The sequence below is a fragment of the Anaerococcoides asporogena genome (assembly GCF_029590275.1).
Classification (GTDB): Bacteria; Bacillota; Clostridia; order Clostridiales; family Clostridiaceae; genus JG1575.
The window spans coordinates 2226819-2252577 of sequence record NZ_CP120965.1; the positions used below are offsets into that span (position 1 = coordinate 2226819).

Annotated in this window: 19 protein-coding genes and 1 pseudogene; 10 read left to right on the top strand and 10 right to left on the bottom strand. The window is 47.0% G+C overall.

The window, feature by feature from the left end; genetic code table 11:
- The first annotated feature begins 362 nt into the window (after nucleotides 1–362).
- The 3 genes and pseudogenes from P6M73_RS16995 (at nucleotide 363) to P6M73_RS10300 (ending at nucleotide 3857) form a co-directional block, all read left to right on the top strand.
- Nucleotides 363–2115, top strand: a pseudogene (locus P6M73_RS16995) (IS1634 family transposase).
- Nucleotides 2084–2302: an ErpK protein gene (locus tag P6M73_RS10295; protein ID WP_277852971.1), complete on the top strand. Its 219-nt coding sequence runs from the start codon at nucleotides 2084–2086 to the stop codon at nucleotides 2300–2302. The pseudogene P6M73_RS16995 and the gene P6M73_RS10295 overlap by 32 nt, the downstream one beginning before the upstream one ends.
- A gap of 256 nt (nucleotides 2303–2558) precedes the next feature.
- Nucleotides 2559–3857, top strand: a complete 1299-nt coding sequence (locus P6M73_RS10300) for a helix-turn-helix domain-containing protein (protein WP_277852972.1) — start codon at nucleotides 2559–2561, stop codon at nucleotides 3855–3857.
- A 542-nt stretch (nucleotides 3858–4399) separates the two neighbouring features.
- Here the strand turns inward: P6M73_RS10300 and P6M73_RS10305 are convergent.
- From P6M73_RS10305 to P6M73_RS10320, 4 genes are all read right to left on the bottom strand, one after another.
- A complete protein-coding gene (locus P6M73_RS10305; protein ID WP_277852973.1) occupies nucleotides 4400–4969 on the bottom strand; it encodes an indolepyruvate oxidoreductase subunit beta in 570 nt (189 codons plus the stop codon).
- A gap of 1 nt (nucleotide 4970) precedes the next feature.
- Nucleotides 4971–6755 carry an indolepyruvate ferredoxin oxidoreductase subunit alpha gene (gene iorA, locus P6M73_RS10310; protein ID WP_277852974.1) on the bottom strand — a complete coding sequence of 595 codons (1785 nt, stop codon included), beginning with the start codon at nucleotides 6753–6755 and terminating at the stop codon, nucleotides 4971–4973.
- 268 nt (nucleotides 6756–7023) lie between these two features.
- The gene (locus tag P6M73_RS17000; protein WP_277852975.1) at nucleotides 7024–7413 is read right to left on the bottom strand and encodes a rubredoxin-like domain-containing protein; all 390 of its coding nucleotides are present in this window, start codon (nucleotides 7411–7413) and stop codon (nucleotides 7024–7026) included.
- A gap of 99 nt (nucleotides 7414–7512) precedes the next feature.
- Nucleotides 7513–9804 (bottom strand): hypothetical protein, encoded by a 2292-nt coding sequence (locus P6M73_RS10320; RefSeq protein WP_277852976.1) that lies wholly within the window; start codon nucleotides 9802–9804, stop codon nucleotides 7513–7515.
- A gap of 240 nt (nucleotides 9805–10044) precedes the next feature.
- On the opposite strand from P6M73_RS10320, the gene P6M73_RS10325 reads away from it, so the two are divergent.
- Nucleotides 10045–10683, top strand: coding sequence for a phosphate-starvation-inducible PsiE family protein (locus P6M73_RS10325; RefSeq protein WP_277852977.1), 639 nt, complete (start codon nucleotides 10045–10047; stop codon nucleotides 10681–10683).
- A gap of 138 nt (nucleotides 10684–10821) precedes the next feature.
- On the opposite strand, the gene P6M73_RS10330 is transcribed toward P6M73_RS10325, so the two are convergent.
- Both P6M73_RS10330 and P6M73_RS10335 read right to left on the bottom strand, forming a co-directional pair.
- A complete protein-coding gene (locus P6M73_RS10330) occupies nucleotides 10822–12204 on the bottom strand; it encodes an MATE family efflux transporter (protein WP_277852978.1) in 1383 nt (460 codons plus the stop codon).
- 264 nt (nucleotides 12205–12468) lie between these two features.
- The gene (locus tag P6M73_RS10335) at nucleotides 12469–12636 is read right to left on the bottom strand and encodes a hypothetical protein (protein WP_277852979.1); all 168 of its coding nucleotides are present in this window, start codon (nucleotides 12634–12636) and stop codon (nucleotides 12469–12471) included.
- A gap of 407 nt (nucleotides 12637–13043) precedes the next feature.
- Between P6M73_RS10335 and P6M73_RS10340 the strand changes: the two genes are divergently transcribed.
- Complete coding sequence (locus P6M73_RS10340) at nucleotides 13044–13562, top strand: QueT transporter family protein (RefSeq protein WP_277852980.1); 519 nt, start codon at nucleotides 13044–13046, stop codon at nucleotides 13560–13562.
- Nucleotides 13563–13714: 152 nt separating this feature from the next.
- Here the strand turns inward: P6M73_RS10340 and P6M73_RS10345 are convergent, their stop codons facing one another.
- Nucleotides 13715–14545, bottom strand: coding sequence for a ZIP family metal transporter (locus P6M73_RS10345; RefSeq protein ID WP_489666444.1), 831 nt, complete (start codon nucleotides 14543–14545; stop codon nucleotides 13715–13717).
- A 286-nt stretch (nucleotides 14546–14831) separates the two neighbouring features.
- Between P6M73_RS10345 and P6M73_RS10350 the strand changes: the two genes are divergently transcribed.
- The 3 genes from P6M73_RS10350 (at nucleotide 14832) to P6M73_RS10360 (ending at nucleotide 18961) form a co-directional block, all read left to right on the top strand.
- The gene (locus tag P6M73_RS10350) at nucleotides 14832–15266 is read left to right on the top strand and encodes a MarR family winged helix-turn-helix transcriptional regulator (protein ID WP_277852981.1); all 435 of its coding nucleotides are present in this window, start codon (nucleotides 14832–14834) and stop codon (nucleotides 15264–15266) included.
- Between the two features lie 81 nt (nucleotides 15267–15347).
- Nucleotides 15348–17108 carry an ABC transporter ATP-binding protein gene (locus P6M73_RS10355; RefSeq protein WP_277852982.1) on the top strand — a complete coding sequence of 587 codons (1761 nt, stop codon included), beginning with the start codon at nucleotides 15348–15350 and terminating at the stop codon, nucleotides 17106–17108.
- Nucleotides 17105–18961, top strand: coding sequence for an ABC transporter ATP-binding protein (locus P6M73_RS10360; RefSeq protein WP_277852983.1), 1857 nt, complete (start codon nucleotides 17105–17107; stop codon nucleotides 18959–18961). The genes P6M73_RS10355 and P6M73_RS10360 overlap by 4 nt, the downstream gene beginning before the upstream one ends.
- Before the next feature lie 88 nt (nucleotides 18962–19049).
- Here the strand turns inward: P6M73_RS10360 and P6M73_RS10365 are convergent, their stop codons facing one another.
- Both P6M73_RS10365 and P6M73_RS10370 read right to left on the bottom strand, forming a co-directional pair.
- Entirely contained in the window at nucleotides 19050–20660 is a 1611-nt protein-coding gene (locus P6M73_RS10365; protein WP_277852984.1) for an IS1634 family transposase, read from the bottom strand.
- Nucleotides 20661–21016: 356 nt separating this feature from the next.
- A complete protein-coding gene (locus P6M73_RS10370; RefSeq protein ID WP_277852985.1) occupies nucleotides 21017–22381 on the bottom strand; it encodes a CHAD domain-containing protein in 1365 nt (454 codons plus the stop codon).
- A gap of 243 nt (nucleotides 22382–22624) precedes the next feature.
- Between P6M73_RS10370 and P6M73_RS10375 the strand changes: the two genes are divergently transcribed.
- Nucleotides 22625–22777 (top strand): hypothetical protein, encoded by a 153-nt coding sequence (locus P6M73_RS10375; RefSeq protein ID WP_277852986.1) that lies wholly within the window; start codon nucleotides 22625–22627, stop codon nucleotides 22775–22777.
- Nucleotides 22778–22883: 106 nt separating this feature from the next.
- A complete protein-coding gene (locus P6M73_RS10380; protein ID WP_277852987.1) occupies nucleotides 22884–23735 on the top strand; it encodes a hypothetical protein in 852 nt (283 codons plus the stop codon).
- Between the two features lie 446 nt (nucleotides 23736–24181).
- Here P6M73_RS10380 and hutH read toward each other — a convergent pair whose 3' ends face one another.
- Nucleotides 24182–25711, bottom strand: coding sequence for a histidine ammonia-lyase (gene hutH / locus P6M73_RS10385; RefSeq protein ID WP_277852988.1), 1530 nt, complete (start codon nucleotides 25709–25711; stop codon nucleotides 24182–24184).
- Between the last annotated feature and the right edge of the window lie 48 nt (nucleotides 25712–25759).

Sequence of the window (25759 nt, forward strand, 5' to 3'; positions counted from 1 at the left end):
AATTCCAAAGTTTTAGAGAGTGGAGACAGCTCTTTTGCCTGATCCATGAGGCGGTGGGTTTGATTGAATCCCCATAGCCAGATCCAGTTCACGCGATTGTGTCCAATAGGAAAAATTGCTTCGGGTCATCAATGCTTTTCTGCATATGATGGCTTTTTATTTTCCCCGAATCAATTCTTTCCTAACTAATTATGCCATAATTGTGAACTTCCCATGATTTCTCCTACTCAACACTAATTAATTCCATAATGAACCCATTTAAAGCAAGGAATAGAGCCTGGCCCCCACGTTTTCGGTTGCGGAAATGCGGGGTTTTTGCTATACTTAATTGAGTAGGATATCATTCTTAAAAAGGAGTAAAAATGTACTACGATTTTCTCGTAAAGATTCCGGAAAATACAGGCAAAATTACGGTGAACCGGCGCGGTGAAACCACTTATATTGAATACACCTATGCCCGTCATTACAACGCCGAAAAGAAGTATAACGTTCCCCAGCGAACTACGATTGGAAAACAGTCCAGGGTGGATCCAGCGATGATGCAGCCAAACCAAAATTTTATCAAGTTTTTCCCAGAGGTCGCCCTGCCCGATGAACGGAATCATTCCGATCGCAGCAGTTGCCTTCGTGTCGGGGCATTTCTTGTCATTCGCAAGATCATGGAAGAATACAAACTACCTGAAATTCTTTCCGATTACTGGGACAACCGAGGTGTCGGACTGTTTCTTGATCTGGCTGCTTATTCTATTATCTGTGAAAATAATGCCGGGCAATACTATCCGGATTACGCCTATAATCATCCGCTCCTAACAGAGGACATGACGATCTACAGTGACTCCACGGTATCTCGGTTTCTCTCATCGATAACAAGCGATGACAAAGTCGGATTCCTCAATCAATGGAATGCATCCCGGAATCACCGGGAGCAGATTTATATTTCCTACGATTCAACCAACAAAAACTGTCAGGCCGGCGACATCGAGATGGCTGAATTCGGGCATCCCAAGGATGATCAGGGCGTCCCCATATTCAATTATTCGATTGCCTATGATGTGGATAATAAAGAGCCGCTATTTTATGAAACCTACCCCGGCAGTATCGTCGACGTGTCCCAGTTGCAATTTATGTTGGAGAAGGCAAAAGGATATGGCTATCGCAAGATTGGTTTTATTCTTGATCGAGGATATTTCAGCAAGAAAAATATTCAGTACATGGACGCGTGCCAGTATGATTTCGTGATCATGGTCAAGGGGATGGCTTCTTTTGTCGAAAAGATCATCTTGAAACATAAAGGCAGCTTTGAGAAAAAGAGGTCTTGCGTGATTCCTGAATATCAGGCCTACGGGAAGACGATTCAGGAGAAGCTCTATGCGGATGATGAAATGGATCGATATTTCCATCTCTATCATAAAGTGAAAAAGAAAGTGCAGAGCGTGGATGCCTGGAAGATAAAATTCAAAAAATGGCGGAATTTCTAAAAAACAGGAGGGAAAGTCGCTGACATTCGGAGATGCCTATCATGAGTATTTTGAAATCTTTACCCATGAAAAGAATGATGGCACAAAAAAGTTTCTTTATGCAAAAGAAAAGAGCGAAGTGATCGAGAAGGAAATTGATCTTTGCGGATACTTTGTGATCGTCACGTCCAAAAAAATGACAGCCGCAGAAGCGCTCTCGTTGTATAAGAGCCGAGATGCATCAGAGAAGCTATTCCGTGGAGACAAATCCTACCTGGGCAATAAAAGCCTGCGAGTCGCGGGGAATGAGTCTGCCGCCGCGAAGATATTCATTGAATTTGTGGCGTTGATTGTGCGGTGCAAGATTTATACGCAACTAAAAGCAATGATGAAAGAAATGGCAAAGAAGCCGAATTACATGACCGTTCCAGCTGCGCTGAAAGAGCTGGAAAAAATCGAAATGGTGCGGCAGATGGATAACGTATACCGGCTTGATCACGCCATAACCGCAACACAAAAGACGATACTGAAAGCCTTCGGTATCGATGAAAACTATATCAAAACCAGCGCAACGAGATTAAGTGAGCTGTTAAAAGTGGCCGCGATGCCAGAAAGGGATGAGGAAGATGGCGCGTACGAGGAAGACAATCTCTATTGACGAGAAGATAGCCCAGGCAAAGGAGAATTTTGAAAAGGCCAAGGCCAAGTATGATAATGCCGCGAAGGAACTCGAAGACCTCCAGGAAAAGCAGAGGTCAATTCAAAGAAACGAACTGATCAAAGCTGTTGAGAAAAGCGGCAAAACTTATGCTGAAATCATGGCATTTCTTGGGAGTATCGATTGATAAGAAATGCAAAACCAGGTGCTGATTAGGACTTTGAGTAGGTAAAACGTGAGAAGTTAACAATAATAATTCCCATCTGAAGATTTACGCCTGTTGCAGGCGAGTTAATTAACACTTCATCCTTAATTGAAAAAGTAAATTCCATGGCTCACTGTCCGTTGTATAGAAGTTACTTGTGCAAAAGTCGAGATGGAACTTACTTATTCAAAGATTTAGGATGAAGTTGATGGTGCCTCCTCTTTTGGAGGTAAGAAAAATGGCTAAGTACACTCATCTGATTTTTGATGAACGGTTGAAGATCCAAGCCCTATTGTTAGAATCGATATCCTTCCGTCAGATTGCTCGCGAACTTCACAAGGATCCTTCCACAATCTCCAAGGAGATCAGGAATCACCTGCGCTTTGTCAAGATTGGTAGCCACGGCAAAGTGTTCAACGACTGCCTCTACGCCAAAGAATGCGCTGCTCAGCATCTATGTCAGGATAAAAACTGTCGAGCGTACTGCAAATACTGCAATGTCCACAAATGTCGGATTAAATGCCCTGACTACAAGGGATACATTTGCGCCAAACTGTCAAACCCGCCTTATGTCTGCAACGGGTGTAAAACAAAGACCAAATGCACATTGGAAAAGCGCCTCTACGATGCCAAATCAGCCCAGGCCGAATACGAAACTGTCCTCTCTCAATCGCGTAAGGGTATCCAACTGACTGAACAAGAAGCACTTCGGCTGGATGCCATTATCAGTCCCCTTCTGCGAAAAGGTCAATCGTTACACCATATCTGTATCCATAACCGGGACACGATTATGCAGAATGAGCGAACCCTCTACACCTGGATGGATTTAGGCATCTTCAGCGCACGTAATATTGATATGCCACGAAAAGTTCGAATGGGGTTTCGCAACCCCTTGAAACAGGGATACCTGGTCGACCTCAAATGTCGGGAAGCTCGTACCTATGACGATTATCTGGTCTTCCTTGCGGAAAATCCGGACATCCTCATCAGTGAAATGGACTCGGTGGAAGGCACCAAAGGGGGCAAAGTATTACTGACGATCCACTTTAAAACACCCAAGTTAATGCTGGCATTTATTCGTGATGCCAATACCTCCCAGTCCGTGATCGATATCTTCGATTACTTGGAGAAAATCTGGGGCCTGGAGGCGTTTCAGCGAATGTTCCCCGTGCTGCTCTCTGACAACGGCAGTGAGTTCAGTAATCCTTACCGCATCGAAACAAATGCGCAAGGGTTGTCTCGAACCCGAGTGTTTTACTGCAAACCAAGAGCTCCTTACCAAAGGGGACCTGGAGAGAATAACCATGCGTTCTTGCGGCGAATCATCCCCAAAGGAACGTCTATGGATGGTCTGACTCAGGCTGATATTGACTTGATGATGAGTCATATCAATTCCTATAGCCGCAAGGATCTGGGGAACAAGTCGCCTTATGAAGTCTTTGCAGCACTGTATGGGGAGGAACTCCTAACAGCGTTGGGTGCAAAGAAGATACCACCGGCTGATATCACGTTGCGCCCAACACTGCTTAAGAAATAGTCTGACCGGAGGCACCATCGCTTCGGGAAATATCGACGGCGCGAGGGGTCGAATTTACTCCTGCAAAAAATCGGACAAATTTGACCCTCGGATTGCCATTGCCAAAAATGAAACGAAATGGGTACCGATCACCATAATTGTACAGCTTTGGTGAACAAAGTTCATTCTGAACTTCATTTTTAAAAGACAAGACCAGGAGAGAATCAGTTTGATTCTGAAAATCTGGAAATAACTTCTGCAAACTGGAAGTTAGTTTTTCAACTGGCCATTAACACTTCATTAACGAAATATTGAAGATACAAGCTCGGCATAGTGGCACAAAATATCAAATTCCCTGAATCCAGTTATTTCGATGATCGGACTTATTTGTCCGGCTACCAATTGATCGTACACAGTGATATCCCTCTTGATTTATTCCCGAAATGACGGTATTCCCAATGAGGTCACTGGATGCCCTTCTGATACCTGATATTTCACACTCAAAAAAAATATATTATAAATCAAGGAACCCATTCAGACAGACTGAATGGGTTCCTTAGGGCTTAAATCAGGTTCATACCAACAGAAAGCGCTTTCTGATTAAGATCAATGAAAGCTGGCTTAACATTCTTGGCAATGAGTTCATTCCAGTTGATGTCTTCCAGTCCCATGGCTTTTACAATGGTTCCCAGAAGAATAATGTTCATTACTTTCGGGTTGCCGAGTTTTTCAGCTTCTTCGGCTGCATTGATTACTGTAGTATCAGTCTTTGACTGAATGGTTTCCAGAATATCTTTGGCATAGGGCATCTTACCGGAAAGTACGGGCATTGGGCTGATTTCAAAATTATTGACAACAACCTTGCCATTAGGCTTCAGATATTCCAGCCAACGCAACGCTTCCATCTTTTCGAAAGAAACCAGAATATCTGCACCGCCCTTTTCAATCACGGGGGCCGCCACCTTTTTACCATAGCGTACCTGGCTGGAGACTGATCCTCCGCGTTGGCTCATGCCGTGGATTTCTGACATTTTAACATCATAGCCTGCTTCCATCAGGCCCAAAGTGAGCAGTTTCGATGCAAGGATGGTTCCCTGACCGCCCACTCCTACTAACAGGATTGATTTGGTCATTTTATTCCCCCTCCTTCTTGATTGCTTTCACTGGACATACCTGCAGACAGACCGTACAGCCAACACAGGCGTTGCGATTGATGTATGATTTTTTACGTTCAAAGTCGAATTCAATGGCCGGACATCCCGTTCTCGTACAAGCACGGCAGCCGATGCACATATCCTGATCGACGTAGCATTTCGACTTGAAGACATTGACGAATTCAATTTTGTCTTTTTCCTGAAGTTTTTTCAGGACACAGGGCCATCTGGTAATGATCACCGAGGGCTCTTCCAGGGAATGTGCCCATTTAAGAGCATTTTTGACGGCTGTCAGGTCATTGGGATCAATCGTTACGACCTGCTTGATGCCACAGGCTCTGACTAAAGCTTCCAGATCCAGTTCCTGAACCTCTTTGCCCTGCAGAGTATAGCCTGAACCAGGATTTTCCTGATGTCCGGTCATGCCGGTGATGCGGTTGTCAAGGATAATATTGATGGTATTGCTGCCATTGTAGGCAGTATTAATCAACGAATTGATGCCGGTATGGAAGAAGGTTGAATCTCCCAGAACGGTGACAACTCTCATTTTGTTGTCCTGCTTCATGTCAAAGACGCGCTGAGCTCCGTGACCGACTGATACTGAGGCCCCCATGCACAGATTGATATCCATGGCATTGTATGGCTCAGCAAAACCGAGCGTATAGCATCCGATATCGCCTGAGATCATGGTGTTCTTGAGTTTTCCTACTTCATAGAAGAATCCTCTGTGAGGGCAGCCGGCACACAGTGACGGAGGTCTTGGAACGACCTTATCCGTGGTTCCATCTACCGAGTCCAGCATTTTGCCAAAGACTGACTGTCTGATCACATCAGGTGTCATCTCACCAAATGGTGGGAAGGTATCCTTGCCATGAACCGTGAATCCTAAGCGCTGCGCTTCTTCTTCAATGATCGGATCATTTTCTTCAATTACATATACTGTTTCAATCTGACTGCAGAATTCGCGAATCTTTTCATCCGGCAGCGGATAGGAAAAGCCGATCATCAGATAGGATGCCGTATCGCCGAATACTTCATGGGCGTAATCAATGCATCCGCCGGAAGCGATGATTCCGATCTTCTTATCGTTCCACTCAATCCGGTTCATGGCGGTCTGGTTGGAGAACTCTCTCATACTGTTGATCCGGTCTTCGACCTTGGCACGCAGCTGCTTGGCATGTGCCGGGACAGTGATGTACTTACGGACATCCTTGACATAGTCCTTGATCGGTACTTCTCTGCGCTCTCCCAGTTCAACAATTCCCTTGGAATGGCAGACTCTGGTTGTTACCCGCAGAAGTACCGGAGTATCAAATTGTTCGGAAATCTCGAATGCACGGATCATATAATCCTTGCACTCCGGTGAATCCTTTGGTTCGATGCATGGGATTTTGGCAAACTTGGCATAATGCCGGTTATCCTGTTCATTCTGTGAAGAATGCTGTCCAGGTTCATCGGCTGTGATGAGTACAAAGCCCCCGTTAACGCCTGTATAGGCGAAGGTGAAGAGCGGATCGGCAGCTACATTGACCCCAACATGTTTCATTGCGGCAAACGATCTGGCACCTGCCACAGCTGCACCGGCAGCTGCCTCCAGGGCTACTTTCTCGTTGTTGGCCCATTCCGCAACGATGGCATCCTTGTAGAGCGCGGTATTTTCCAAGATTTCTGTACTTGGAGTCCCTGGATAAGCCGAAGCAAATCGGACTCCGGCCTCGAATGCGCCCCTCGCCAGGGCTTCATTACCGGTTAATAATTCCTTCATTTTTCCCCCTTCCCCTGTTATCTGTTGTGAATGGTTTAACAGGGGTTTATTGACTGTTTAATAACTTAACACAAAACAATGATAACATTTTCAACAAAATACATCAATTTACCCGTTCGAAAATATCATGTTGTTTTCAAATACCAGAAATAGAACCCTAAAACGCAAGCAGTGACTAGGTTCAATGACAACTATGAAATATCAGTGAACAATAAAATGACATTTAGCCAAAAAAAGAAACCCAGCCTCACAGCTGAGCTTCCATTTGTTATCCTCTTTTCTTGAACCATTCCTCTCTGGAAATGAAAGTCATCGCGCCGCAGGCTGGACATTCTTCCGGAGCCTGGTCAGCAAAAGTTACCAGCCGGCAGGAATTGCAGCGGTACATGTTACCTGCATCATTCATCTGCTCTGCATCGGGATCATACTCAACAAAGATGTTATGTCCTTTGGCCTGGCACTCAGGGCAGGTTTCAGGCTGCGTTTCCGATTCATAAATAAATCCACAGTAAAGGCACAGCCAGCTCTTGGTGTTTTCATCCAGCGAACCGTCTGATTCAGCAAAGACTTCCGCTCCGGCACCGCATACGGCGCATACTTCAGGTGCAGTTTCCCCTTCTGCGATATAACCGCAGATTTCACATTTCCATTTTTTCATGATGAATTCCTCCGTGATTAATACTATTAAATTCTATTATAACTCAGGATAACTGAAATCGTTATATAATTTACAAACATTTGCATTGGGCGCAGTTTTTTACAGGATATTTAGCAAATCTGCCAGAGACCGATCCAAGGTTTGCGGATCCTTTATCCCAACGATGCGCGATGCCAGGTTTTTGGCAATAATATCTGGTGTTTCCGGGAAATTCCAATGGTCCTTCCCGATATTAAATGCTGTAATACGACTTGATTTGCTCAATATCCCTACTGTTTCGGCTAATGGGATCCGCACCGCTTCCGGAATGAAAGCATTCTTAAAGTCATCCGGCCCGGCCACTGACAGGAAGTACGGCTCGTAGTCTGTAGCGATATAGAGGATTGGGGTCATCATGCTGAAAACTTTCAGCAGATCGACATAAGCCCGGTTTAAATCCCGATCCTGGACTTTCCCTTCCAGAATCATCGCAAACAGTGTCATGTCTGTCTTAAAGGACCGGCAATTCGTCATGAAGGCACGATGAACTTTTAATGCTTCCAGGAGAAGCCTCTTGCGCAGATCGTTATATTCCTCGCTCAGCCACACTCCCTGATCCTGACGCAAGTTCTCCCGAACCAGCCGATGCAGGATTTCTTCATCAGTAAATGCTTTGCCGTATTTGCCCCGGTACTGGGCAATGCTGCGGGCTGATTCTTCCAACTGGCTCTGTCTGGCTTTGTAATCCTCTGTTACTGAATCAAACTCACTTTTCAGGTTATGATATTCACCCAGTACCAGATTCAACTCGCGCTTTTCCTCGTCGATGGAGTTCACGATCTTCTTCTGTTCCTCTTTCATGGACTCATACTGAATGACTTTCGCGTCATTGCGGAACAGGAAACGGAAGAAGCGACGGAAAAATCCCATATCGATCTCGAGCTCTTTCATTGAAACATCATGCTCTTCCAGCAGACTCTGGCGCTTCTGCATTTCATTTTCCTTGAAATCCCGGGAAGCTTCACTCGACTCAATTCTTCCTTTCAGCTCCTCCAGTCTCATGGACGCGGCGGAACCTTTTTCCAATAGTTCCTGATAGCCAAAGGTCGTTCGATACTCTTGCATGATCTCTTCCCGCTTGGCTAAAACCTCATCCAGAACCTGCCGAAATTCCTTTCTGGCATTCTCCCAGTCATGAGATGCATCATTCAACTGGCGTGCCAGCCCATTCCCGGTTCCTTTGTATACATCCTTCAAAAAGCGGATCAGATCTCGATTTGAAGTGAATTTCTGAACCATATAGGGTTTGTCGTATGCCGTGAAATAAGGCGTTGGCTGAACAGCGCTCATTACCTGGCCGATGGATTTCTCCAGCTCCCGAATAAAGGCGGTATCTTTTCCAAACATCAAGACCGTCTGATTGAGGAGGCGCTCTTCCGGCATATGATAGGCGGTCGCAAATTCTTTATTGTCCTTGAAACTTACTTCATGAAACGCGTCATCCGGCTTTGAATAGCGGGTCATCGCCGCCGCCCGTTCAATCAGACTGGCTGACATGATCTCTGTCATCAGGCGAATTCCCTGGCTTTGATCACGAATCATGCGGTAGAAGCTGAACGGCTTTTCCCGTCCGTTGACAGCCTGATTCAGAACTAGCTGCTCCCTGAGACTGATCCCGTCGTGTCCGGGCCACATACTCAATGGATTCTTTTCCGGTGAAGTCATTTCCTTGACCCGTTCAGGTGTATAATCTTCTTCCAGCGGGCTGGCCATCTTGAGTACTTTCGAGATGTTCTGAGCCATCAGGTCCACTCTTGGCACTGCCGTCTGATCCTTGATCATCTCTTCCAGATTCATCAGATGTCCGTCTGATACATGATGGCTGAGGATATCCCTCTCTTGAATCAGGCAGTGGAATTCCGGCAGATACTCTGAGAGATTCAATTTGTTGACGACATAATTAAATATTTCCTTCAACTCACGGTATTCCAGTTTTCGATCAAACGTCACCATGAATTCGTCCATGTCATCATTCGCGCGGTTCAGCAGACTTAAATCAAGCTGTGTCCCAGAATTTCGTTCCTTCAGCATTTTAGCCAATGCAAACAGCACCGGGGAGATAAAGAAGCTGTTGCGGATGTAGTACCCCCGCTTATCACTTCGAATCATGCACAAATAAGTCTTGGTTTGAATTTCCTGAGCCTCTTCACCCATGGCTTCGACCAGAAGTTCTGTGTCCGTGACACCAAGGTAAATATTATAGCCATTGTTGGATTCTCCGCCAAAAATGCTTTCATAGGGAACATAAGTGCGCTGATCGGTGACGATGTGATCACTTTTCTTGGGCGCTGGATACTCTGGTCGGTACAGGATGAAATTATAAAAGTATTCAAGTAATTTTCTTGTTTCCATTTAAATGATCTCCCCTATGATTTCAATATGATTTGATTATAACATTGAATGAAACCCGAAACCCCACTCTTTTCCACTAATGTCGCAAAGTCCAGTGATTCAGCAGAATTCACACTCTGCAATATCCGTTGATACCATGTTTTTATTACGACGGCGTATGATCTGTGTTAAAGTATAGTTAATGAATAATCAAACAGGGATTTGAATGAAAATCCAATAACGAACATGGGGGAATGTTTGATGAAAAAGGTCGAATTAATCAATAAATTGAAAGAATTGATTTTTATCGTGGAGATGATCCTGGCGGTCATGATTTTGTTCGGTGTGCTGGCCGGTCTGGTTTCTTCCGTCCTGCAGATCCCACATATTCTCACCACCACCAGAGAGCAGTTCTATAACAGCTTCAAGAATTTTTTGGGCAACGCATTGCTCCTCATTGTCGGAGTTGAGTTAATCCGCATGCTTATCACCCATACAACCCGGGCCACGCTGGAGCTGATCATCTTCGTCATTGCCCGGAAACTGCTGATCTATACGGACTCCATGATGGACATTTTCCTCGGTACCATCGCCCTGGCCATCGCCTTCGCCACCATAAAATATCTCCTGCCAACCTGGGATAAAGGGTCCTGCAATCCGATTTACCCAGGGTCCATGAAGATTCGGGATATAAAATCAAAGCTCGGCGTTGAAATCCCGGTGGAGGGTGACCAGACACTGGAAGAGTTCATCCATAAAATTCGGACCAGTAAGGAACCGCTCCACAGCGGAGAAAAAATTGATGCCGGTCCGGTCAACATCATTCTGCACCGGATCAACTCTCAGGGTGAAATTGTTGACGTCGAGATCTCCGATTCAAACTTTGTCAGCAATGACTGATATATAAAATATGCGGCCCAAATCGGGCCGCATATTTTTTTGAATCGCTTCCAATCCCGTTCCTGTCATTCCCTCAAATTGTTTATGAAATGATCGAGGATTGATCAAACCACCTGGAAAGCAGACTTGTTCCAATTGTTATCGAATCTTGATCGCTTTCCACTTTCCGGTTCGGAAACGGAAAAATACCAGAGCCCACCGGATAAACTGATCAATCAGAACGGCGATCCAGGCTCCGGACAGTCCCAGATTCATCTGATTGACTAATAAGGAAGCCACCTGAATTCGTATCAGCAAAACCCCAACCACTGTGGCAATCAAGGGCCAGACGGTGTCGCCGGCACCGCGCAGTGCTCCTGACAGAATCAGCTGGGAGGATTGGAACGGTTGAACCAGAGCAATAATCATCAGCGCGCCCGATGCATTGCGAATGATCTGTTCATCTGCGGTATAAAGCCCTACCAGCTGTCTGGCAAAGGCAAAGAACGCAACAGCAATGATGCTGGATATGACCGATCCGATTTGACGGGCGCTGCGTGAGTAGTTTTCCGCATCGTTCGGCTTGCCTTCCCCCAGCGAGCGGCCAACCAGCGTTGAGGCTGCAATTCCAAATGCCTGGCCGGGATTAAATGACAATCCCAGAATGGACAGCGCGATTTGATGGGCTGCATAGACCACGGTACCCAGGGATGCGACAATTCGGACGAAGAAGAAGATTCCCAGTCGCAGGGCCAGTTGTTCAAAGGATGCCGGCAGGCCGATCCGGACAAGATTCTTTACTGTACTGCCTTCAAAAACAAATTTGTCCCGAACCGAAATCTTGCTTTTGCCTCGAATCAGGTATGTATAAACAAGAATCGCCGCGAGAACCTGTGAAGCAGCGGTGGATATACCTGCCCCGACGACCCCCAGTGCCGGGACTCCGAACAAACCGTAAATCAGCACCGCATTCCCGAATACATTCAATCCATTGCACAGCAGATTGATTTTCATTGGAATTTTCGTTTCACCAACTCCGCGAAGAGCAGAAGCTCCGCACATTGTCAGTGCCTGAAATATAAATCCAAAATGGACAATCTGAAAATACAGCGTCCCGACCGTTATGACATCTTCCCCGGCTCCCAACAGTCGCATGATCGCGGCGGTTTTCGTCATTGCCAGGACAAACAATGGGATGATAATGATAAGGATGCTCAGAATCAGGACATGCTTAAAAATATTGCCGAGTTTCTTCATCCGGCCCATTCCGTAATACCGGGCAATAATAGCCGTTCCGCCCACATTGAAACTTTGAACCAGGGACAATCCGATAAACAGCGGCTGATTGGCAATTCCCACCGATGCAATGGAGGCAGCCGATAACGAAGTCGGCTGAATATTTCCCAGCATCATCATATCAACCATGCCAAACAGAGAACCTAAGAATAGTTCAACTAACACAGGCCATGCAATCTGCATCACTTTTTGCCGGCTCTGCTTAACTTCACTGGATAAACTTAATGTTTGTGCTTCTTCTGCCATGAATACCTCTTTCCTGAACAAGGGACCAAGTAGTTTATGTATGCGGCCTCTCATTTTTTCTCATTTAAAAAGTATAGCACTTTCGAATGCTGCCATGTCCCGCAGATCTGGTAAGCCATGACAGATAAACCGCAAAGGGGAACAGAATTGTCCTCAATCTGAATATCTTGCTTTTTTTAGTTCTTCAGCATAAAAAGAAGAAGCCCTTCAGCTTCTCCTTATTTCTATTGTTGGACCGTCAATCCCTGTTATCCATCGATCCTGTCAAACCTTTTGATCCAGAGCTTTCTCTAAGACATCCTTAATTTTCCCGCGGTTGGGAATCCCTTCCAGAACCTTTTCGTCGTCTACCCAGAAGTTAGGAACGAGCCGATATTGGTATGCCGAGGCAGCGTCCGGTCTTTCATCTTCATCGATTACATCGATTTCCAACTTCCGATAAGCTTCATTCTGGTCAATCAACTTCGCCAACAGCCTGTCAGCCAAAGTACAATACGGTCACCAGCTGGCCTTTATATAAGTTATCTTTTTCATCAGCAATAATCACCTCTTAAATCATATTTTACACGATCTAATTGCACGAGTCCAATCAGGGGGATCCATGCTTTCTTTCCGCTGGTAGATGAAAAACTGTTCCAAAATCATTGAAAACCATGAGTGGTTTTTGCTATACTGATTAAGTTCTCATGAACAGTGTTCCCTCGGCACCCACTTAAAAAATCAGGAGTCTTTCAATATTTTTTTGTATCGGGTACTGCCCAATGCAAAAATAACAGGCGCTAAGGGATGGGATAACCATCTTTTTTTGGCGTTGAGGGGGAAAGACATAAGGAGTATCTATGAATAATAATCGAATCCGTAATCTAACCGTCAGTGCAGTCGTCGCCGCTATTTATGTCATTCTGACCCTGGGCATCGCCCCCATCAGTTATGGCCCCATTCAATTTCGCGTTTCCGAAATTTTAAATCTGCTGGCGTTTTTCAATCCGATGTACATCGCTGCTGTAACCTTAGGCTGCTTCATCAGCAATCTGTTTTCACCCTTTGGACTGTTTGATGTAGTGTTCGGAACGCTTCACACGTTCCTCTCCTTGATTCTAATATGGAAAACCCGTCATTTGATCACCGCTTCCCTTTGGCCGGCTGTATTATCCCTGATTATTGCCGTTGAACTGAAACTCGTATTAAATACTCCGGTGATTGAAACCTGGCTTTATGTAGCCGTTTCAGAGATTATGATCTGTACTGTAATCTCCATCCCCATTTATCTGATGTTAAAACAGACCGGATTCCTTCCACGCTATATCATATCCGACCAGTTTGACAAATGGCCTGTCAGCAAAGCAGCCTCCTCTTAGTCATTGCTTCTATCCTTGATGTATTCCCATTGATGAACTGAATCACTTAATTGCACAGAGCGACGCAACTCTCGATGAAGATCGAAGGTTCCGTCGCTCTCTGCTTTGCAGTCACTTAAGACCAGTACCCAGGATCATTCCCTTTCCGACTGCTAACCTAAAGCAACATCCAGGACCATCATCACGGCAAAGCCAAGCATTGCTCCCAGCGATGCAATATCCGTTTTTGATCCGCCCTCTTCTCTCTGAGCTTCTGGAATCAGTTCTTCCACCACTACATAAATCATGGCACCTGCGGCAAAAGACAGCGCATAGGGCAGCAACGGCTGAATCCTTAAGACAGCCCAGGCACCCAGTACACCGGCAATCGGCTCGACGATCCCTGAAGCCTGCCCCAGCCAGAAGGCCCTCGATCGACTCATGCCTTCCCGCCGCAGCGGAATGGATACAGCGGCCCCTTCCGGAAAATTCTGCAGCCCAATACCGACAGCCAAAGCGATGGCTCCTGCCAGAGTCGCTGAACTGCCGATCCCTCCGGCAACTGCGCCAAAGGCAACACCAACGGCCAGTCCCTCCGGAATATTGTGCAGAGTAATGGCCATCACCAGCAGGATGCTTCGCTGCCAGTGCGTTTTAATGCCCTCCGCTTCGTTGGTCTCCAATCCCATGTGCAGATGGGGTAAAATCTTGTCGACCAGGTACAGGAAACCGCCGCCCAGAAGAAACCCGGTGGCTGCTGTTACATATGGTTTTTGCCCTAACTCGGCTGCCAGTTCGATACCAGGTGCCAGCAAAGACCAGAAGCTGGCTGCAATCATCACGCCTGCCGCAAAGCCAAGCATGCCGTTCAAAACCGTTTTGTTGATGGATTTAAAGAAAAAAACCAAAGACGCACCTAACGCGGTGACTCCCCAGGTAAATAAGGTAGCGAATAATGCCTGCAGAACAGGATCAAATCGTTCAAACCATTGTATCAGTGTCATAACCTCACCTCCAGTAATATTGCAATGACAGGACTACTGTCATTGTACGCCCACTGAATCTAAAAGACTATTCGCTGCCTCGCTGAGGCATGAATTTAATAAATTATTCACCCTTGTGATCCACATGGTCCCGCTGATTGGATTTTTTTGCATCTTTACCAGAATGGATCCTGCGGTCGAACATGGAGATGAAGAGAAAACCAGATTTTCGCAAAAAATATATTGACACATTAAGCTAACAGTGTAAATATACTAACAGTGTTAGTTATTCCAAGGAGGACAACTTATGAATTATGAGAAACTTGCGCAGCAGTTTCTGGAAGCATCCCATCAATTCAGAAAAAACAATCATCAGAAGAAAGTCGATGAAACATTACGCGGCGAAACGTTCCTGATCCTTTACGTTATGAAGCGGGGAGGCAGTGTTTTACCCAGTGAAATCAGCGATGCCATGAATATCACGTCGGCCCGGGTTGCGGCTGTACTGAACAGTTTGGAAGGCAAAAACCTGATCACAAGGCAGATCGACCCTTCCGATCGTCGGAAAATCCTGGTAAATATTACTGAGGAAGGCAAAGAAATCGCCAGAAATCATCAGGAGTTAGCTCTTGGTGTCGTAACCAGAATGCTCGAGAAGCTGGGAGAGCAGGACGCCAGAGAGCTGGTTCGGATTATGAACCGTCTCGCGGTACTGGAACCTGACAACCCGAAGGAAGACTAACTGTCTTTCCGGACGGAAGAATCACGAAAATACCAAGTCAACTGAAAAACGGATCAATCATAGACAGGAGTTAAATATTACATGTTGAAGTTATTTAAACATCTTAAGTCCCACGAGTGGGTACAATTTGCGGTCAGTCTGGTGTTCATCGTAGCCCAGGTCTGGCTGGACCTGAAACTGCCGGATTACATGTCAGGAATCACCCGGCTGGTCCAAACGCCCGGCAGTGATATGAGCGAAATCTGGACACAGGGCGGCTACATGATGCTGTGCGCACTGGGCAGCGTCGCGTCAGCCGTCGTTGTAGGTTTTTTTGCCGCCCGGATCGCCGCTTCCTTTTCCCAAAGGCTTCGCAGTGACTTGTTTCACCAGGTGGAATCTTTCTCCATGGAGGAAATCAACCGGTTTTCTACCAGCAGCCTGATCACTCGATCAACCAATGATGTCACTCAGATTCAGATGCTGGTCACCATGGGCTTGCAAATGATCATTAAGGCCCCCATCATGACCGTGTGGGCCATCACAAAAATAGCTGGTAAGGGTTTTGAATGGTCGATGGCGACCGGCGTGGCGGTACTCGTCATGGTTCTGATGATCGCCTTCGTCATGATCTTTGTCATACCAAAATTCCGAAGAATGCAGACCCTGACGGATAATTTGAACAAAGTTACCCGTGAGAACCTGACCGGTCTGCGCGTAGTCCGAGCATATAACGCTGAAGATTTTCAGGAAGCGAAATTCGAGAAGGCCAATGCTGAACTGACAGAAACGCAGCTGTTTACCAGTCGGAGCATGGCAATTATGATGCCAATGATGAACATCGTTATGAGCGGACTGACTCTGGCAATCTACTGGATCGGTGCAAACCTGATTGACGCGGCACAGGCTATGGAGAAACTGACCATTTTCTCCAATATGGTTGTCTTCTCAGCATATGCCATGCAGGTCATCATGTCTTTCATGATGCTGGCCATGATGTTCATACTGCTGCCCCGGGCCGCTGTTTCTGCCCGCCGGATCAACGAAGTCCTGGATACTGAGCCTGCCATTGTGAATGGCCGTCAAACGGAAGGTTTGCCCGGTGAGACTGGCACGGTTGAATTCAGTCATGTCAGTTTTCAATATCCCGGAGCTGCCGAGTACGTTCTCCAGGATGTCAGCTTTACCGCGAAGCAGGGAGAAACTGTGGCCTTTATCGGATCCACCGGAAGCGGTAAAAGTACCCTGATTAATCTGATTCCACGTTTTTTTGATGCCACAGAAGGTGAAGTCCGGATTGACGGTGTCAATGTCAAAGACTATGCCCTGAATGCGTTATACAACAAAATCGGTTATGTGCCGCAAAAGGCAGCTCTGTTTATGGGATCGGTTTCCTTCAATGTGAATTACGGTGAGAACGGCAAGATGCCAGCAAGCGAAGAAGAGGTAAAAAAAGCGGTTGCCATTGCCCAGGGAACGGATTTTGTGGAAACGATGGATGGACAATATGAGGCATCCATCGCTCAGAGCGGCAGCAATCTCTCGGGCGGTCAGAAACAGCGTCTTGCCATCGCACGGGCGATCTGCCGAAAACCGGAAATCTATATCTTCGATGACAGTTTTTCAGCCCTGGACTACAAGACTGACCGTGTTCTGCGAACAGCTCTGCAGAAAGAAACCGCCGGTGTCACCAATCTCATCGTGGCTCAGCGGATTGGCACCATCATGGATGCGGACCGGATTATCGTCCTGGATGAAGGTCGCGTCGTGGGTTCTGGCACCCATAAGGAACTACTGGAGAAATGCCAGGTCTATCGAGAAATCGCCATGTCCCAACTTAGTGAAGAGGAGCTTGTTTCATGAGTAAAAATACAGAAAAACGCCCCGGCTCCAACGGCCGCTTCGGAATGGGGCCAGGAATGGGCGGCTCCGTTGAAAAAGCCAGAGACTTTAAGGGCACCTGGAAAAAGCTGATCCACTACATGAAATCGTATGTCCCGGTTATCATCATTTCATTGCTCGCTGCTGCCATTGGCACTGTTCTGCAGATTGTTGGTCCAGACGTGCTGAAGGACATTACCAATGAGATCGCCAAAGGACTGCCTGCCCTGATCAATGGCAAGCCAGTTCTGGGAAAGATGGACATGAGCGCAATTCAGAACCTGGTGATGTTGCTTGTTTTCTTCTATGCAGGCGCCGCTTTGCTTGGGTTTGCCCAGAGTTTCATTATGGCCACTGTGACCCAGAAAATTTCAAAAGCACTGCGTACTGACATCGCACAGAAAATCAACCGTCTTCCCCTGCGCTATTTTGACAAAGTCAGCTATGGCGATGTCCTGAGCCGCGTAACCAATGACGTGGACGCCATTGGTCAGACAATGAACCAGAGTATTGGCACCCTGGTTACCTCCGTCACCATGTTTATCGGAGCTTTGATCATGATGTTCTACACGAACTGGATCCTGGCATTGACAGCTGTGGCAGCCAGTGTGATCGGTTTTGCCCTCATGATCCTGATCATGAAGAAATCACAGAGTTTTTTCAGTGCGCAGCAAAAGGAACTGGGCAGCATTAATGGGCACATTGAAGAAATCTATTCCAACCACAATGTCGTTAAAGTTTACAATGGAGGGAATGCTGCCAAGCAGACCTTTGAGGCAATCAACACCAACCTGTATACCAGTGCCTGGAAATCTCAGTTTTTCTCCGGACTGATGATGCCCCTCATGCAGTTTATCGGCAACCTGGGTTATGTGGCTGTCTGTGTCGTTGGAGCAGCCCTGGCGCTGGACGGCAAAATCAGTTTTGGCGTTATCGTGGCATTCATGCTGTATATCCGGCTATTCACTCAGCCCCTCTCACAAATGGCTCAGGCGGCAAACAATCTGCAGCGCACCGCTGCTGCCGGGGAGCGAGTTTTTGAGTTCCTGGGTGAACCGGAACTGGCCGATGAAAGCGAGAAGGTCAAAGCACTCCAGGGGATCCGGGGAGACGTCGAATTCAGGCATGTTCGTTTCGGCTATGACCCGGACAAGACGATCATCCATGACTTTTCCGCAAGCATCTCCGCAGGCCAGAAAGTAGCCATCGTGGGTCCCACCGGAGCGGGCAAAACGACCATGGTCAATCTGCTGATGAGATTTTATGATCTAGACGGCGGTGAAATATTGCTGGATAAAATTCCCATCGACAGTGTTCCCAGAGAAAATGTCCATGAGCAATTCTGCATGGTCTTACAAGATTCATGGCTGTTTGAAGGTTCCATCAAAGAAAACATCATTTACAGCAAGGAAGGCGTGGCAGAAGAAGATGTCATTTCAGCCTGCAAAACAGTGGGTCTGCACCACTTCATCAAGACACTGCCTGATGGGTATGACACCATTCTCAATGAAAAGGCGAGCTTGTCCGAAGGCCAAAAACAGCTGATCACCATCGCCCGTGCCATGATCCAGAACGCACCCCTGCTGATTCTGGATGAAGCCACCAGTTCGGTTGACACCAGAACCGAACGGATTGTTCAGACTGCCATGGACGGCCTGACAGTAGGCAGGACATCCTTTGTCATTGCCCATCGTCTTTCTACCATTAAGAATGCCGATTTGATTCTGGTCATGAAGGACGGAGATATCATCGAAAGCGGCAATCATAAAGACCTGCTTGGCAGAAACGGCTTCTACGCGGACCTGTACAACAGTCAGTTTGAACTCGCCGTTTAGTCCGGCCAAAACGCCCGGCCCGCTGAAACTGACCCGGCACATTGCTGATTGCTTGAGTGCATATACCCTGGATTCCCGGAACACATAACTATGATGGGGTCTCAACACCCATGAATTCATAGATCAACTTCTGTTTGTTGAGAATCTCACCAACCCTCAAGTCATGGCCTGGGTTTTCAAAGCACTCTATGACGTCCAGCTTGTCCAGCAGAGACTGCATTGTGTAATCTTTGAACATTCCTTTATCCTGCATCTGCTTTTTGAGGTAGGACAAATAGATGAGCGCGACGAAGGCCACAAAGAGTTTTCCATCCAGGTTTTTTTCTGAGGAAACCAAGAGTCGCCTCAGATTGAGCCGTTCCTTGATATTGCCGAAGGCCTTTTCCACCAGATCTTTATTCCGATACAGCGTCAAAGCCGTGATGGCATCCATCTTTTCATTGGTCATCAGCGCAAAGAATCCAAAATAGCGCTTCGTCTGTTTGACCACATCTTCTTTCACGGTAACTTTAATGCCCCTTACCGGGGTATCTGTCACTTCAAAGTATTTCTTGTAGAACGTCTCATGATCGGGATTACGTTTTCCGCTTAGGATTTCCCCCTTCATCGACAGCAGTCGTCGATCAAAATGAGCTTCTTCATCCGCGTATTTTTCAATGTTGAAGTAAGCGTGCAGGTAGACCCGGCGTTTTTCTCGGATGACATCTTTCTTGTTGGGGCGTTCTTTTTGAAACTCCCAGTCAGTCAGAATGGTTGAGGAGTATAAGCCATATTGCTCATCCAGGTTTTCAAAGGATCGGATGCTGTCATAGATCCCGTCGATATGTCTTCGGATATAGGCCAGATGCGTGCCAGCGGCAATGATGAACTTCAGTCGCTCCCCAAGAAGCGCATTGATATTGGCTTCACTGTAAAATCCCCGGTCCATGACCAACTTGACTTTATCGAAGCCCAGCACTTTGAAATCAGCCAGCAAATTTTTGATCGTGCTGACATCTGGAATGTTGCCAGAGAGCTTTCTGTAATAAAACGGCAACCCTGAGTCTTGTCCAAAGACCAAGGCCAGGTTCAGCTGCGCTAGGGGGTCATTTTCTTTGTTTTTCCCGTACTGGACCTGACGAAGGGTTTGGGAATAACTCGACACCGAGGTGGTGTCATAGGCCCAATACTCATCGGGCTGATGGCGCTTGGCAAGACAGCTGAAAAAACGTTGTTTGGACTCTTCCGAGATGCCCGCAAACAGCTCGCTGCTGCGCTGAGATGGGATATTGGCTCCATAGGGATGCCGGTGGAGCGTACTCCATTTTTCAAATCGAAACAAGGGGGAATCGCTCTCCAGGATCAGATAATAGGCGATGGATTGAATCTGCTTGTAGAGAGAGGGAAAGCAAGCCTTGAGGTCCTCTGTAAGCCCGAGAGAGTCTCCGATTTGATCCAACAGATACGTGGCACCGTAGAACTTACGATCAGCTACGGTAAAGGGCACAGGGCCAGGATTGACTTCAGTTGTACCCGCCTCTGGGTTCCGACGTTTTTTACCCCGTCCATCCGTTGGGATGATTTCGCCGGTGACCGGATCTCGTTTGCCGATGAGCGACCGTTTGGACCGAGGCTGTTGTTTTTCCTTATCCCAATGGGAAACTGATTCATAAACGTAAGTAATTCCGCTGCGCTTATCGAACTGATTAACAATGGCCATAATACGCCCTCCTAGTTATGTATAGTGTAACACATAACTAGGATATTCGCAAGGCTTTATAGCTGTAAAGTAAGTAATATCAATAGTTTTTGAGAAAATACAAAGGATTCCTCGTTAGGTGAACCGGGAATCCAGGATATACCCGCTGGTCTTGTGATATCTGATCGATCCCTTCAGATGGCAGGTCAGTCAGCTCTCCCCGTTCATTCAGATAAGAGAGTTTAAGTAAGTTTAAAAGAGGCATCACCGAACGTTCAAAGCGTTCGATGGTGCCTCTTATGGTCTTGTTATGCCTAGTTTCCTCTATTGAAATAACATCAGTCGATTCATTACAGAGGGCTGAAGATTGATTGTCTTTATTTTACGAGTCTGTCCGGTTCAGCGGCAGATGACAGGGACAAGAGACGGGACTGAAAAAACTCCTGGAACAGCTCTTCTGCTCGCTTTTCCTGAATCCTGGTGAAAATCTCAATTTCCTGCACAATCGGCCGTCCGGGAAATTTCGCTGAAATCTCCCGGACCGCTTCACTGTTGCGGTTGGCGTCGGTCAGTTCGCCCAATGTTTCCTGCCAGCGCTTAATGTCCTTATAATGATCCTTGATCGGCTGAACTTCACTTAGCCCGAAAATCTCCATGAGATACCGAATTTTTTTAGCTTTAATGCGCAGTGCATGGATGGCTGCCAGATCATTCTGATTGATGGATTCGTAGATCCCCTGAATTTTCCGGATCCATCGGTCCAGGGTCTCCCGGACCATAAAATCCAGTGAGGAGTGGGCTGCGCGCTTAATTCGAACAGCCCCCTTCAGCTGTTCTTCGACTCGGTTCAGGTCTTCTGCAAAGCCTGGCTTTTCCAGGGATTGAAACAGCCGATGCTGTTCTGCTGCTCGTTCCGATTTCAAAATCTCAAAAAACTCGTCCCCGCTCTCCCCGGCCAGATCAAATGACTCCTGATGCTTTCGCCACTCGATCATCAGCACATCCAGCTCTCTCAGGTAGGCGCATTCTCCAGTCATCTGTCGAAGCAGCTGCTGAATACGCCTTTGGTTTTTCTTTGACATCAGTGGCTTGAAAAAGCTGATCAGCGAGCGGAACTGCCGTATTTTGACTCTCAGTTTATGGACCGATTCAATTTCCGCAGGATCCTTCAGAAAGGCTTCACGGTGCTCCAGAATCGTTCGGACTGAACGGCGAATCACAAGCCCTATGTCATGCTCAAAGCAGCTGAGAGCTTCTCCGGAGCGTTCCAGGCGCATCAGCTTTCTGAACTCCTTCAGTCTGAGGCACCACTCCACATATCCTTTAAACTCAAGCTCATCCTGGATCTCAAGCTGGACACAGGATCCTTTCCTCAACTGAAATGATTGATCGGTAACCCTCTGAATCCAGTCTTCCAGATGAGGCGAGTGGCCAACAATTACCAGAGTCCGGTCCGGCGAACCCAGTACCTCCTGCCTGAACGTTTCAAAATCTCCCGATTGGACATAATCCTGGATCTCAATGGGACCCAGCCCGGCAGCGGCAAGAATTTCCGCCGTTTGAACCGCCCGGATCAGAGGAGAAGAAATAAGCCGGACATCATCCTGAAACAGGTAGATCGCCAAATAGACTGCCTGATCCAGAAGAGCCTGACGTCCATCCCGGGTAAGCTGTCTTGTTTCATCCGATTGCCCGGAGATTGGATCCTGTGCAACTCCGTGTCGTATCAATAATACTTTCATCTTCTCCCCTCCTTGTCACTAATAATATCACATTTATACGGCGAATTTTTCTTACCAACCCATGAGTTTTTCATTTACAGGTTCTTGTATTGTCATATACATATTTTACAAATATTTCACAATTTTAAAGTAATTTTCTTTAAATCATTGTTATAATAAGGATAAGAATGAAAATGTACCACAAAATCAGCCATTCTCAGGATTCTCAGAATCAAAAATTAACTACAAGGGAGTGATGTTTTGTTGAAAAGACGAATCATAGCACTGCTGCTCGCACTTACTGCGGCTTTTGCAATTACCCTGCAAAGTGGAGTAACTGCTAACGCTGAAGAGTCAGGTTCTGGATATACCATAAACGCAAAAAAAGATATCCCAGACATTTTCAGTATCAATTAACATGAACCGGTTTTCAATGGAAAGCTTTATTCATCTCACATCAGTCCGCGTGTAGCTGATACCACGGACTGAGTTTTTTATTTTCATTATTCCTTGGGAGGACTCCATGAAAGCAAAAGTTATTATATTTGCCTGCCTGGCCCTGTCATTTCCACTGACCGGCTGCCAGCTGGAAGTCGCATCACCAACAACCCAATCCAGGCCCGCCGGATCAGTGGCAACAAAGACGCCGGCGTCCATCCCTTCACCCGGGACAGTCCCCGTCGCGACGTTAACGCAGACTTCAGTTCCCGATACCAGGCCGGCCGAACCAACGGCACGATTTATCCTGCAAAAGTCAGCCGATGCAATGATGCGAGTACAAAGCTATGACTATACTTCTTCCAGTGTAGCCGAATTTGGTGATACGGAAGTTGTTACAACCACTAAGGCCACCATTCATCCACTGCTTGGGAACGGTAAAATTATGACCAAGCAGGCGGATATACTCGATACCACCTACCTGTTGAATCACCGGATGTACATGGAAGATCCTTCTACCGGTTCCTGGGTCTATCTGGATATGCCCGTGGATAAAACCTCCACCATCCGAATCCATGCCCGGGTCAACGACTACATCGATGTGACTCGCAGCGGTGATGATATAATCCTTGTGTCAACCCATCCCTTGAGCGCATTGGAATTCTACTCCCTGACCGGTATAGAGATCAAGGAAAAGGATACCCTGGCCCAGATGGAAGCTCAGGGACAGACCATGGAGACGATGGTCGAGTTTATACTGGATCAGGAATATCGTTATAAAAAAGTGTCCTATGAACAGGTCACCACCACAGCGGGAGTAAGCACCCATACGGTAACAACCTATGATTACAGCAAATACAACAGCGCTCCCGAGATCGAACTTCCTGATAAGATTCAGAAAGAAGCTGTCCCCTACCAGCCGGCAGGAAATGAATAGTTGCCCGGGATAATCTCGATGATGAACGGATTCAACCACTGATCCGATCCTTGAATCTGCTCGAATCCGAACCAGAATATGAACGAAAAGATGGCTGCAGGCCACTGAACGATGATCCACATACAAAAACGGCTTATGGTCTTCCATAAGCCGTTTTTGTATTGAATCCCATTGGAGTCGAAATGATCCCCAACCAAAATTACTTCAAGAACAAGACATCCTAAGCTGCTCGATCAAATACCCCGTTATTTTGAATATTATCCATCAAGGAGTTCAACCCGATCATCTGCGTTCACGGCTAATTCTTCGTCTGATAGCCGAAAGGCTATCGGGAGAATGATATTCCTCTGAAAAAGAAATCAGTCGCAACCCATTAGAATTACGACCGATTTCCACTTATTTTACAGTATCGCTTACCAGCACTTTGGGTAAAGAGCCGGAGCTAATTAATTCAGTGTGATCTGGAGTTCGTCCAGCGCCTTGACCAGCTCATTGGATTCAATGAGTTTTTCCATTTTATCAATGTCATAGTACATTACGCGGTCTTCACCAAGTGTGTCCACCACAGAACGTGCCTTGTCATAGAATGCCTGGGTTCCCTTGCCAAGTCCCTTGTTGCCGCGCAGATCCAGTGCCTGGCACGCGGTCAGCAGTTCCATGGCGAGAACTTTCCGGGTATTGCCCAGGATTTCTCTGGCCTGTCTGGCAGCGATGGTACCCATGGATACATGGTCTTCCTGATTGGCGGAAGACGGAATGGAATCCACAGAAGCCGGATGCGCCAGGACTTTGTTTTCAGAAACCAGGGAAGCCGCCGAATACTGAACGATCATGAAACCGGAGTTGACTCCGCCGCGCTCGGTCAGGAATGCCGGCAATCCATTGGATAAAGCCGGGTTAACCAGACGTTCCACTCTGCGTTCGGAAACGTTGGCCAGTTCTGCCAGACCAATCTTCAGGAAATCAAATGGGAGAGCCATCGGCTGTCCATGGAAGTTTCCTCCGGAAACAACGCGCTCTTCATCCACAAAGATGATCGGGTTGTCGGTAACAGCGTTAATTTCATTTTCTACCTTGGACCGAACGTAGTTGAAGCAGTCCAGTGATGCACCGTGGATCTGGGGCAGGCAGCGCAGGGAGTAAGCATCCTGCACTCTCAGTTCCCCCTGCTTGGTGGTGTTGGCAGAGCCTTCAACCAGTTCCAGGAAGTTCTTGGCGCAGCTGACCTGTCCGGCCTGATTACGGATTTTGTGGGTTCCTTCAAAATATGCATCGGTAATACCGGTAAGAGCTTCAAAGCTCAGCATGGCAATTCCGTTGGCCTGACGAATCAGGTTGAACGCATCCCAGATCGTGTGGGTACCGACGCTGGTCATAACCTGAGTTCCGTTATTCAGTGCGAGGCCTTCTTTGGAAGAAAGTGTAATGATGGGCACTCCGGCTTTTTTCATCGCCTCAGCGCCATCCATCAGTTCTCCCTGATAGTAAGCCTGTCCCTGACCGATCAGGGTCAGCGCGACATGAGACAAGGGAGCCAGGTCACCGGATGCTCCCAGGGAGCCTTTTTCCGGTACATACGGAACCACATTTTCATTCAGCATGCCAATGAGAGATTCCAGAGTTTCCAGACGGATTCCGGAGAAGCCCTTGGACAGCGCATTGACGCGCAGCAGGATGATGCCGCGGACAATGTCCGCCGGGAACGGTTCACCCACGCCACAGCAATGGCTGGTAATCAGATTTCTCTGGAGTGCTTCGGTTTCATCCTGATCAATGCTGACATCACTGAATTTACCAAATCCGGTAGTGAGTCCGTATACAACGCGGTGTTCACTGACAAACCGGTCCACCAGTTCTCTTGCTTTCAGTACGGCCTGCTTGGATGCGTCGGTCAGACCAACTTTCCGCATGCCTCTGGTCACACTGATGAAATCTTCGATGGTCAGCGAGCTGCCATCCAGGAGTAATTTTTCCATTGTAATTTACCTCTTTTCAAATTCGAAAGGCCAGTGGCCAAGATATTT